General features: G+C 41.4%; 12 protein-coding genes. 5 read left to right on the forward strand and 7 right to left on the reverse strand.

All coding sequences use genetic code 11. The features are described from left to right. Together carB and F7734_RS57585 are read right to left on the reverse strand one after the other, a co-directional pair. Positions 1-1949, reverse strand: a 1949-nt coding sequence (gene carB, locus F7734_RS57580) for a carbamoyl-phosphate synthase large subunit (RefSeq protein ID WP_155753103.1), incomplete at its 3' end; no start/stop codon positions are given. 509 nt (positions 1950-2458) lie between these two features. After that, positions 2459-3013: a Dps family protein gene (locus F7734_RS57585; RefSeq protein WP_155753104.1), complete on the reverse strand. Its 555-nt coding sequence runs from the start codon at positions 3011-3013 to the stop codon at positions 2459-2461. 439 nt (positions 3014-3452) lie between these two features. Here F7734_RS57585 and F7734_RS57590 point away from each other — a divergent pair, with 439 nt between their 5' ends. Then, entirely contained in the window at positions 3453-3713 is a 261-nt protein-coding gene (locus F7734_RS57590; RefSeq protein WP_155753105.1) for an Asr1405/Asl0597 family protein, read from the forward strand. Positions 3714-3779: 66 nt separating this feature from the next. Further along, on the forward strand, positions 3780-4490 hold the full coding sequence (locus F7734_RS57595) for a (2Fe-2S) ferredoxin domain-containing protein (protein WP_155753112.1): 711 nt from the start codon (positions 3780-3782) through the stop codon (positions 4488-4490). 217 nt (positions 4491-4707) lie between these two features. On the opposite strand, the gene F7734_RS57600 is transcribed toward F7734_RS57595, so the two are convergent. Beyond that, positions 4708-5250, reverse strand: coding sequence for a Uma2 family endonuclease (locus F7734_RS57600; RefSeq protein ID WP_155753106.1), 543 nt, complete (start codon positions 5248-5250; stop codon positions 4708-4710). Between the two features lie 121 nt (positions 5251-5371). Continuing rightward, on the reverse strand, positions 5372-7381 hold the full coding sequence (locus F7734_RS57605; RefSeq protein ID WP_155753107.1) for a serine/threonine-protein kinase: 2010 nt from the start codon (positions 7379-7381) through the stop codon (positions 5372-5374). A 148-nt stretch (positions 7382-7529) separates the two neighbouring features. Between F7734_RS57605 and F7734_RS57610 the strand changes: the two genes are divergently transcribed. Together F7734_RS57610 and F7734_RS57615 are read left to right on the forward strand one after the other, a co-directional pair. Beyond that, a complete protein-coding gene (locus F7734_RS57610) occupies positions 7530-7985 on the forward strand; it encodes an NADAR family protein (RefSeq protein WP_155753108.1) in 456 nt (151 codons plus the stop codon). Positions 7986-8071: 86 nt separating this feature from the next. Further along, on the forward strand, positions 8072-9163 hold the full coding sequence (locus tag F7734_RS57615) for a tetratricopeptide repeat protein (protein WP_155753109.1): 1092 nt from the start codon (positions 8072-8074) through the stop codon (positions 9161-9163). Between the two features lie 4 nt (positions 9164-9167). On the opposite strand, the gene F7734_RS57620 is transcribed toward F7734_RS57615, so the two are convergent. Further along, positions 9168-9854: a phosphoribosyltransferase family protein gene (locus tag F7734_RS57620; protein WP_155753110.1), complete on the reverse strand. Its 687-nt coding sequence runs from the start codon at positions 9852-9854 to the stop codon at positions 9168-9170. Between the two features lie 175 nt (positions 9855-10029). On the opposite strand from F7734_RS57620, the gene F7734_RS57625 reads away from it, so the two are divergent. After that, a complete protein-coding gene (locus tag F7734_RS57625; protein WP_155753113.1) occupies positions 10030-10722 on the forward strand; it encodes a uracil-DNA glycosylase in 693 nt (230 codons plus the stop codon). On the opposite strand, the gene F7734_RS57630 is transcribed toward F7734_RS57625, so the two are convergent. Then, positions 10719-11219, reverse strand: coding sequence for a hypothetical protein (locus F7734_RS57630; RefSeq protein ID WP_243147613.1), 501 nt, complete (start codon positions 11217-11219; stop codon positions 10719-10721). The genes F7734_RS57625 and F7734_RS57630 overlap by 4 nt on opposite strands. Before the next feature lie 248 nt (positions 11220-11467). After that, entirely contained in the window at positions 11468-12187 is a 720-nt protein-coding gene (pyrF, locus tag F7734_RS57635; RefSeq protein ID WP_155753111.1) for an orotidine-5'-phosphate decarboxylase, read from the reverse strand. Positions 12188-12335 lie beyond the last annotated feature (148 nt).

Consider the following 12335-nt stretch of genomic DNA (forward strand, 5'->3'; position numbering starts at 1 on the left):
ACTGATAACTTTAACGGTGTTTGACCGCCAAACTGTACAATCACCCCAACAGGGTTTTCTGCCTCAATAATGTTAAGTACATCTTCTCTTGTCAGTGGCTCAAAGTAAAGGCGATCGCTTGTATCGTAATCAGTAGAAACGGTTTCTGGGTTGGAGTTAACCATGATTGTTTCGTAAAGAGCGTCTTTTAAGGCAAAGGCAGCGTGACAGCAACAGTAGTCAAACTCGATACCCTGTCCGATGCGGTTGGGACCTCCGCCCAAAATCATAACTTTGGGTTTGGTTGTGTGGGCTACTTCAGTTTCTTCTTCGTAGGTAGAGTAATGGTATGGGGTAAATGCTTCAAATTCAGCAGCACAAGTGTCTACTGTCTTATAAACTGGAATCACGCCTAGTTGTTTGCGGTATGTACGCACCTCTTCTTCTGTTGTTTTAGTAGCGTAGGCAATTTGGCGATCGCTAAAGCCCTGTCGCTTCACCTCAAACATTTGCTCTTGTGTCAATTGCTGCAATGGTGTTCGTTTGAGGAATTTTTCTACCTCCAGCAATTCCTGCATTTTATCGAGGAACCAGGGGTCAATTCCCGTTAACTCGTAGATTTCTTCAAGAGCCATACCCAAAAGCATGGCATGACGCAGGGCAAAAATGCGTTCGGGGTTTGGTGTCCGGAGATGGGCGCGAATTTGTTCGCCACTGGGCAATTTTTCTTTCATGTCACAACCCCAACCCGCACGTCCGGTTTCTAGGGAACGTAGGGCTTTTTGAAAAGATTCATTAAAAGTTCGCCCAATTGCCATTGCTTCTCCGACTGACTTCATTTGTGTTGTCAGTACTGCCTCAGCGCCGGGAAACTTTTCAAAGGCGAAACGTGGAATTTTTGTGACTACGTAATCAATTGTTGGCTCAAAAGAGGCTGGTGTTTTCTTGGTGATATCGTTATTGATTTCGTCTAAGGTGTAACCCACAGCCAACTTTGCAGCCATTTTAGCGATGGGGAAACCCGTTGCTTTAGAAGCCAAGGCCGAACTACGGGAAACACGGGGATTCATCTCAATAATAACGACATCCCCATTGATAGGATTGATAGCAAATTGAATGTTGGAACCACCCGTTTCTACTCCAATTTCACGGATGATTTTAATTGCCATATCCCGCAGGCGTTGGTATTCCTTATCAGTCAGGGTTTGGGCTGGGGCAACAGTGATGGAATCGCCTGTATGGATACCCATCGGATCGAGGTTTTCGATGGAACAGATAATCACAACATTATCTGCCAAGTCGCGCATGACTTCCAATTCGTATTCTTTCCAGCCAAGTAGGGACTGGTCGATCAGAATTTGTGAAACTGGGCTGGCATCAATCCCGAATTGTGCCATTTCTGCAAATTCTTCTTCATTGTAAGCAATACCGCCCCCCGTACCACCTAAGGTAAATGCAGGACGAATAATCAGGGGATATGTACCAATTTTTTTGGCAACTGCTTTGGCTTCTTCCAAAGTTGAAGCTGTCCCGCTAGGGCATACCTTTACCCCTATTTTTTCCATTGCTTCGTTGAACAGTTTTCTATCTTCGGCTTTCTCAATAGCTGGTAGTTTGGCACCGATTAACTCAACGCCGTATCTTTCCAACACGCCATTTTTTGCCAACGCCACAGCAATATTTAGGGCAGTTTGTCCTCCCATCGTTGGTAGAATTGCCTCTGGGCGTTCAGAGGCGATGACTTTTTCCACCAACTCTGGTGTGAGGGGTTCGATGTACGTGCGATCGGCTGTTTCTGGATCGGTCATGATCGTAGCAGGATTGGAATTAACCAACACCACTTCGTAACCTTCTTCTCGTAACGCTTTACAAGCTTGGGTACCAGAGTAGTCAAACTCGCTAGCTTGTCCAATTACGATGGGACCAGACCCTAGCAGCAGAATCTTCCTGATGTCGTCACGGCGGGGCATAGTTGTTGCCTTCAAGTACAGAGAATATAAGTCTTGATCATTGTAAGGGTCTTACAGATTTTTATTTTGCCGCTTTTTGTAGGTTTTATGACAGATGGTGGCTAATGGGCATGGGACATTGGGGACTGGGGACTAGGGCATTGGGCGTTGGGGGCTGGAAGTGAGGAAAGAAAGACAAATGACAAATGACAAATGACAAATAACTTTTTGCAATTTGTTTGCATTTACACTGAAGATTTTTCTCAAAAGCAGAGAAGTTTTTTTTGAAGGATATCTTCTACAAGAATTTAGGCTTTTCTTAACATTGTGAAACCTTCTAAATAAGAATAATTACTAACTGGCTTAATGAATCTTTTTTGAGATTAAATATTATGTTTTTTTGTGGATTTTCATGAAAAATGGCAGAGAGGATTAAAATTTACCTCTCTGCCATTTCTTGTACTTGTTTAAGAGCGAGTATTTGCAGCTTTTTTAAGTCTTGTGTTAGATAGCTCTATATTATGCATGCTTTAATTTTGAGCGGGTTGAACAAAACCTAAGGTTAAGCTATCCTTAGCTAGGAAGTGAGCCAGGTGGTAAGCTCTTTCTTCAGTTTTTAACAAGATTTTTTCGTACAAATACCGTGTAGCGCGATCGCCCAAACTCTCAGCCTGTGCGGCTTGGCGGCGTAGAACACCGATAATTGCCTGCTCTGCCTTCAGGTCATTTTCTACCATTTGACGGCTAGAGAAGACGCCATCAGCTTCAGGCTCAAAGCAGCACAATTCCGCTAATTTGCTAAAGGTTGCAACTGGCACTCCACCCAGTCCATCCAAACGTTCTCCAATATCATGGACGTGTTCTTGCGCTTCACCGTAGCTTTCGTTGAAGAACTCGTGCAGCGAGTAAAATTCTGCGCCTTCAACTACAAAATGATGCTTTTGGTACTGCAAGTACAGTGCTTGGAAACTGGCTAACAGGACATTAAACCCTTCACAAACTGGCTCAGTTACACTTTTGTCCAGGAGGACAGGATTGTCATAAACATGACCAAAATTTCGTAACACAGTTTGCGTTTCAGACATGGTTTTCCTCGCTTTATGGCAGTCGCAGTTTTTAACTGCTTTGGTCTCTATATATTAACATTTTAAAAATAATAGCAAGCCCTATCCCCATCAAAGAATTTTGACCTTTTTATTTAAAGAATGCTCAATGCATCTCGTATATTTTTATCTTAGTAGAAAAATGTAATATAGAACACTGACATTATCAAGAAAAAATGATATAGAGACAGTGAGCAAGGGGACAAGGGAGACAAGGGAGAATAACTCATACCCCAATGCCCAATTCCCAATCCCCAATCCCCTATTTTCAAGACATCTCTCATTTTTTTTCAAAAATTACTGAGAAAAGTTTGCACTTAGGTTATTCTAATGAATAAAGCTTTGCTTCCAATATCAGAAAATGATGGCAGCGAAAGCGTAGTAGTTACTGCAAAACTATTGCATATTTAGGGGGATTGTCTTGAAACCATTAACTTCGCAACCACATGAGGAAAAGTACAATATAGAGGTCAATTGGGCAGACCGATGGCAGATATATCATCGTTTGCGGGAGTTAGACATTCCTTGTTGGTGTGAGACGAACCAGCCATTGAAAGTTGACATTAGCAATATCATGGCTGTCATTCAAATTTGGAGCGTTGTGCGGCAATCTACAGCCTCACGTCAAGAGTTAGTTTCAACTCTAAAAAAGTGTTGGCAAATTCGCTATCGGCAGTCATAGTCGCGGAAACTACTGGTAATAAGTACCATGCTGAAATTAAAGTCTTTGTTGAAGAGAGGTAAAAAGATGGGGAAATGTCACATGACAGAAGTTTCGGAATTCCGCCTAGAGGGACGGTTTCTCGATTTCGTTATTAAAGATGGATACAAGCTCAAAGGCTTGCTGCTAGAAACTTCTGAGGGCGAATGCTACGTTAAACTAGCTAAACACTTACGCGTTGCTTTTGACTGGCGGTTACAAAAGGGGACTTGGCTGCAAGTCTTGGGTGAGAAAAAGCACGATTTGAAAACAGGTGAAGTCAAGCTCAAAGCTTACCAAGTGATGGCAGCTCAAGTTGAGACAAGGGAACAAGGGGGTAAGGGGACAAGGGAAGAAACAATTTCCTTGTCTTCTTCTTTTTCTAAGTCTCCACGTGCTGATGTCCCCATGTCCTCTTCTCATGAAGTGAGGACAAAAAAAGCCACTATATTGGTGTGTCAAAAATCTGACTGCATGAAACGAGGTGGTAAACAGCTTTGCCAAGCGATCGAAGCATCTGTGAGTGCGCGTGGTTTGGAATCAGAAGTAACAATTAAAGGAACGGGTTGCATGAAAAATTGCAAAGCAGGACCAAACTTAGTGATGCCAGACAAAACTCGTTACAGCCGGATTCAAGCTGCACAAGTTCCCGCACTTATGGATAAGCATTTTTCTCCTCAAAGTGCAGACAGCGACAACGAAGCCATTTTGCCTGTCGCTAAGTTAACGGATACTGATGGTTATCTACCTACTTCTTAATGCGAATATATACTAGTGAATTTATTAGCATTGGTGTTCAACTACTAATTTATAGTTGTTGCAAAACCTTTGCAGGTTTGGAAAATTGTTTGATAAGAACGGCAAGGTGCAATACTACCAACGTCAAGGCTCATTCTTTTTAAGGATGAGCCTTTATAGTGTGGGTCTTATATTTTAGTATTAAAAGATACGTATTGAACGCCATAGGTTGGACTGTTCATTCAAACTCTGGTGTCCATAAATCTGAAACCTTGACTTCCCATCCCGGCAAAAGTTCGGGCACTGTTAGAACATCACCATCTCGAAGTACGATCGCTTCTTGTTCGGGATAGTAAACTTCAACAACCCGTTCATCTGGATTAATTAAAATTCCTACACTAGTTCCCAGTGCAAGAAATTCTCTAATCTTTGCCCTCAGTTCCTCTATGTCATCAGTAGGTGACTTAACCTCAACTGTTAAATCTGGAGCTAATGGAGCATAAGATCTTGGGCTGCGAGGCAATCGTTCTGCCTTGACAAATGAAGCATCAGGTGCGCGTAAGTTTAAGTTTGGTAACCTAAAACCAGCACTCGAAGCAGTTACTCGCCCCAGTTTGCGAGGTGTTACCCAGTTATATAACTGAGCAATCATCCCTGCTGCAATTTCATCTGACTCATATCCTGATGGACTCATAACAATGATATTTCCCTTGACTAATTCCATGCGATAGTCGGGATGCTGTTGCTGTATTCTTACCAAGTCTTCAACCGTCAAAGACATAAAACCTCTCAAAGCGGAGCCGTCCATTACCTTGTTCTTGAATAAAAGCTTTGGAAATCAATGTTTTTTAATAAAAGTCAACATAAACAACATCAGTAGGTAGGGTCGAGCGACATCTAGTTTAAGGAACTTGCCAAATCTTAATTGTTTTATCTTTACTACCACTGATTATACTTTTACCGTCACTACTAAAAACAACGGCAAAAACTTCTTGCGAATGACCTTTGAATGTTTTTATTTCTTGTCCCGTGCCCAAATTCCAGAGCTTTACGGTTGTGTCATCACTTGCTGTCGCAATTTTCTCACTATTAGGGCTAAATGCAATAGCGTTCACATCAGCTGCATGACCTGTTAAAGGAGGACGTAATTCTCGCCCTGTATTTAAATTCCATATTTTAACGGTTTTGTCATCGCTAACACTAACGACAATCTTTTGATTGGGACTGATAGCAACGGCATTTACGTCCCCTAAATGTCCGGTCAAAGTTCGTAATAATTGCCCTGTTTTTAAATTCCAAATTTTAACTGTTCTATCTGTACCACCACTGGCAAGAGTTAAACCATCTGGGCTAATAGCAACAGACAAAACCTCTCCTTCATGTCCTTTGAGAGTGTTAATTTCTTGACCTGTCTTTAAATTCCAAATCTTAATTGTTTTGTCATAGCTACCACTAGCAAGAATTTGACTATCTGCACTCATAGCAACAGAATTAACATAACTAGAATGTCCCACCAACGTGCGAATTTCCTGCCCCGTATTTAAATTCCAGATTCTGATTGTGTTGTCTTTGCCTCCACTAGCAAGAGTTTGGCCATCGGCACTCAGCGCAACAGAGTAAACCAATTCTTTATGCCCTTTTAACGTGCGGATTTCTTTTTTATTTTTTAAGTCCCAGATTTTGATACTCTTGTCATCACTACCACTAACTATTAAGCCTTTCACATTTTTCTTAGAAGTAAAATTTGTAATATTTAAGTTGATAGCAAGAGAATTGACTTCGCCTAAATGCCCATTTAAGGTTGGCGTATAACCCTCCATCTGCCAATAAACAACTCCTCCTAAACTCATTATAATTAGAACAGTTACTCCTATTAATTGTTGTTTTTTAAGCAGTCTTTTTGGTTGAATAATTGTCCTGGGGTAAACAGAGGAATTGTGAATATTTTTTGTTTGAATATTTTTTGTTGATATTAAAGTAACTGCAACATCTTTTGGCTCTGTTTCTGATTTTAGTTGATTAGACCAATCTTGTAAGACTTCATCTGCTGATTTGTAGCGGGTTTCTAATTGTTTTTGTAGCAGTTTATCTATTACCCTTTCTAGTTGCAGGGATATAGAAAAATTGAGATTTTTTTGCCAGTTCACCACCCAATTATATCCGTCTTCAACATACAATTGCGATGGGTTAACTCCAGTTAGTAAATAAAAGCACGTAACACCCAAACTAAACAAATCACTAGCTGGATATGCAGAGCCATATTTCATTTGTTCTATAGGCGCATAACCGTAGGAACCAATTGTTGTTCCAGCTTTTTCTAAAGAAGTTTCTGTTAACTGTTTGGCAACTCCAAAATCGATAAGTACTAAATCTCTTTTTCCTCTTTGAGAAAGACGACGGATAATGTTTTCTGGTTTAATGTCTCGGTGAATGACTTGATGTTCGTGGATAAATTTGAGAATGTGTAGTAATTCACCTAACACTTCCCAAATCTTTTCTTCAGGGAAAAGCCCATGCCGATTTAATTCCTGCCGTAAAGTTTGCCCTTCAATAAACTGCTGTACTAGGTATAAATAGTTCTCCTGCCTAAAGTAAGCATACAAAGTTGGAATTTGTGGGTGTTCTCCTAACTGTTGCAAGCGCCGCGCTTCTTCTTGAAACAGTTCAGTTGCTTTTTGCAAAGCGCTGGTTCCTTGGACTTGTGGTGCTAGTTGCTTGACAACACAGTGTTCTTTGAGTTTATCTTCATCTTCTGCCAGAAAAGTTCTGCCAAATCCTCCACCCCCCAACGGCTGGAGAATGTGATACCGATTTCGCAACAGCGATATCAGTTTTGCCTCACAATTTTGGCAGAATTCAGCACCATCTGGATTCAAAGGCTTGTCACAACTGGGATTGAGGCAGTAAATCATAATTAGGCATTAAACAGCCATCGTTCTTTAATCTTATGTTCTTCTGTTCCATGCTTTGCATTTGCGATCGCAAATTTTTTTTGCGGCTAGCTGTTAAGCTTGGTCAGTTCCACAAAAGTAGTTTATAATACATATCAAAAAAATACTTATGACTATTTACTTTTACAACACTCGTGAAAAATACGGCTGTTTTTCTAATTTTTCAGATCATGGTTTTGAATTAGACGGTCTTTATTGGTATACAAGCGAACATTACTTTCAAGCACAAAAGTTCGTAGGTACACCTCATGTAGAACAGATACGTCTAGTAAAAACACCTAAAGATGCTGCGAGAATGGGACGGGATAGGAACCGTCCTTTGCGTCCAGATTGGGAACAAGTGAAAGACGGAATCATGAAGAAAGCAGTACTGCGTAAGTTTCAAACTCATGCTGATATTAAAGAAATTTTGCTGTCCACAGGGGATGCAGAACTTGTTGAGAATTCGCCTATCGATTACTACTGGGGTTGCGGTGCGGACGGTAGCGGGAAAAATATGTTAGGAAAAATCTTAATGGAAGTTCGAGAAATATTGCGTGACAGTGAGTTGGTGGTTGGTGGTTAGTGGTCAAGTGATTTTCACTTGATGTAAAGATGCAGGTTAATTTTGGGAAGACTAAATGTATTATCACCATTAACAGAGAACGGTCGATGTGGAAAGGCGGATGGAATCTTAGCTCAAAAAACACGGTTCCCTTGCAACCACCTGCAGCGTACCTAAAAGCAAGGAAATCTGAGACAATGACTCAGGATGTTAGCCAAAATTCACAAGAGGAAGTATTGCTTCCACAGGCGCAAGATGACCATTCTTTGGAAGCCAACAGACTTTTGCGTCAAGGAATTCAACAGCAACAAGCTGGTGATTTGCCTGTAGCCATGAAATCTTTACAAGAATCTTTAGCACTTTTTCAGGCAGTTGGAGATGGTGAAAAACAAGCACAGGTGCTTTCTTGTTTGGGATTGATAGCTTATACCTTGGGAGACTACAAAAGTGCGATTTCCTACTCCCAACAATGTTTGACTTTAGGAAAGGATGTGGCTGATTTGCGGATACATATGCAGGCGTACTCTCATTCGGGTAACGCACACCGCCACTTAGGGGACAATCACAAAGCCATGGAGTGTCTCCAAGAGTGTTTGAAAATAGCCCAAAAATTACAAGACAAGCGCAGTGAGGTAGCAGGGCTAAATAATTTGGGATTGGTTTATAAAGCATTGGGTAACCTGCCACAAGCTATCGAACTCAAGCAGCAAAGTCTAGAAATTGTACGGGAACTACAGGATCACTGGGGAGAAGAGCAAGTCTTGAAAAATCTCGGCAATGCTTGGTATGCTTTGGGAGACTATGGCAAAGCGATCGCTTACTACGAACAGTGTGTTAGAATTGCGTATTCCCTCAACAATCGCCGCAGTGCAGCACAAGTGTTAAAAAATTTGGGTAATGCTTGTTATGCAATAGGGGACTATGCCAGAGCTATTGTTTATTATGAAGAACGTTTGCAACTCGCAAGACACATTAACGACAAACGCAGTGAAGAACAGTCGTTGGGGAGTTTGGGAGTTGCTTGTGAAGCTTTGGGTGATTATGCTAAAGCCATTACGTATTACGAACAACGTTTGGACATTGCAAGAGTTCTGAGCGATCGCCGTAGCGAAGAACAAACCCTTAACAGTCTAAAAACGGCTTGTTATGCTTTGGGTGACTATGCCCAGGCAATGAAATACCAGAATCATTATGAATGAGCCATTATGAATTCTCATCATTCTTTATAATTTTTAATAATTCTAGGACTTCTTGTGTTTTTACTTGCGGAAATTCCGAGTAAAAATGGCTAACGCTCAAGAAATTTTTTGGTGTTGCCAAGACAATTAAGCGATCGCCCCACTGATGCAGCCAAGGTAGCAATTTTAGAGGTGCAACTGGGGAACAAAGCCAAATTTCTGCGGGATTTAGTTCTCTCAAAGACTTTGCGGCTACTGCCATTGTCATACCTGTAGCAATACCATCATCAACCAAAATAAGCGTAGCACCCTTAGCATCGACTTGGGGACAGGCAAAACCTAGTTGAACTTGAAGAAATTGAGCTTGTTCGATCGCAGAGTTTAAAGCAACTTCTTTCAACTGCGAAGGTTGAATTTTCCGATAGAACCCTTGCTCCTCCCAAAGAACAATACCCGAAGCAGTGACTGCACCAATCGCCAACTCAGGATTTTCTGGATGGCTAATTTTTTTTGCCACTTCTATCGTTAGGGGACAACCCAACAGACGTGCAACTGGAAAAGCAATTGGTATTCCCCCACGTGGTAAAGCATAAACTATTGTTCTTGGCTTCACCCCAGAGTCAAGAGTTTGCTGGGTCAAAATATTCTGAATTGCCTGCGCTAGTTTTTCACCAGCTTGAGTGCGATCGGCAAAAAGTGGATTTTGTGGCATGATTCTTGCCCAGCAGATGAAAACGCCGTTGCTTTATATAATGACTGATTTTTGCTCGAGTGTATGGATACGATAGTATGTTAGTAAGTAACAAATCACCTAAACAAAATCCGAGTTGCAAAGTCTGTTTATTCATAGCAGCTTGCACCCGAACAAACCAGATATTTCCATCTTCATGAGTAGCGAACAACTTAGCCTCTTTGGGGAATCAGACTTTGAGCAGTCTAACTTTGACCAAAAAGAGTTAATTCCCACAAGTGTTAAAATACCAATTCCTCGTGGAATCTATGCCAATGTAACTGAAATTGCACAACATTGCAACCAGTGTCACCGTTGTGATTTAGGGGACAGCCGTACCCATGCAGTTGTGGGACGAGGCAACTTGAAAGCACTCATCATGGTTGTGGGAGAAGCACCAGGTCAAAACGAAGACGAAACAGGTTTACCATTTGTTGGTAAAGCAGGACAATTACTAGAGAAAATTCTTTCCTCAGTGAAGTTAGATACTGAGAAAGATGTGTATATTTGTAACGTAAATAAGTGCCGACCACCAAGCAATCGCGTTCCAACTACAGAAGAGATGGAAGCTTGTAAACCCTATCTCATGGAGCAAATTCGCCTTGTCGATCCAAAAATCATACTTTTGACAGGTGCGACTGCTGTCAAAGGTGTAATTGGAGACAAGCGAGGTATTACCCAAATTCGCGGTAAATGGATGGAATGGGATGGGCGTTTGTGTATGCCAATTTTTCACCCCTCCTACTTGTTGCGTAACCAAAGCCGTGAAGTCGGTAGCCCAAAGTGGTTGATGTGGCAAGATATACAAGCAATACGTACCAAGTTTGATGAAATTCGGAATAACAGCTAACGCACCCGCACGCTTTCTGCTCTACAATCGCGTAACCAATTGCTAATCCCTTGAGCAATAACACCATTACTGCTATCCCTTGGCGGTGTGGGTGGCTGATTTTTTGGATAAGAACCAATTTGAGAAAACATCATCACAAACAGCCAACTGTCTTTTGCTTTTGTTAAAAACAGCCAGTGAAATTCCTGCAATTGAATTGCTTTTCCATTTATGTACTGGCGCTCTAAAGTTGTAAAAAAGACTTGCTCTACTCCCTCTGATTTAGTTCTCAGTGAATCTCTTGTATATTCACTAGGGTTAAGAGGTAGTGGTTCAAACTCAGGTTTTCCTGCAACGACTATATAACTGAAAGCCTCATTTTTCCTACTGAGGCGACGGGAACGTTGAGAAGCGCGATTGGCATAGCTAGGTAAATCACGCAACATTTGTGTTATTAACGCTTCTAAGTTTTGATTTGAGCAAAAATCCTTCTTTGCTGCTACAACTATTCTGCTCATACCCAAGCTCGGCTGAGCAATCCCTTTCGTCCTCGTTTTTATCCTCGTTCCCAGGCTGAGCCTGGGAATGCCTATAGTGAGGCTCTGCCTCACATCCCCTAATATGATTTCTTTATGTTTCACTTGAGAACTAGAGGCTCTGCCTCTAGGGATGCGTTCCCAGGCTGAGCCTGGGAACGAGAGAGACACCAGCCAGAAGCCACAGCAAAGAAACCAAAAGCCATAATTTTTCAATTTGACTTTTGACTTCATGAGACGATTGCCAACTCCTCGCAAATTTTTTTCCAAGCTAATTCTGGATTGTCAGATGCAGTAATGGGACGTCCAACCACAAGATAATCAGCTCCTGCTTTAAGTGCTTGTGATGGGGTAAGCGATCGCGCCTGATCTTTTGCTTCTGCCCAAGTTGGGCGTACCCCCGGACAAACGAGCAAAAAATCTTTTCCACAAGTTTGTCGCAGTTGTGCAACTTCTTGAGGTGAACACACGGCTCCATCCAAGCCCATCTCTTGAGCCATTAACAACATCTCAAGAACATACTCTGGTAATTCTAAAGGAATTTTTAAATCAAATGCCAATTGTCTGGAAGAAATACTTGTCAGCAGTGTAATGGCAATTAACTTTGGCGGTTTTACACCTGCCGATGATGCCCCCACTTGTACCGCTTCAGTTGCAGCTTTAAGAGCCTCTTTACCAGATATAGTATGAATTGTCAATAAATCCACACCATAACGAGATGCCGCACGACAAGCACCTGCAACAGTGTTGGGGATGTCATGAAATTTTAAATCCAGGAAAATACGCTTTTGCCGAGATTTTAGCAGTTCCAGAATTTTTGGTCCCGTGCTTGTAAACAACTCCAGACCTACTTTCCAAAAACTGACTTGCTCGAGTCTTTCAACAAGATCTATTGCTGAGCGTTCATCTGGTACATCTAAAGCCACAATAACTCGATCTTCGGCATTCATGTGTAAGAGGTAGTGGTTAGTTGTTAGTGGTTAGTTGTTAGTGGTTAGTTGTTAGTGGTTAGTTGTTTGTTGTTGGTTGTTAGTTGTTAGTGGATTTTATTATTAGTAATAAAAAAAATCTAATATATAATAAAAATTAAGTAATAAA

This window comes from Scytonema sp. UIC 10036, from assembly GCF_009725235.1.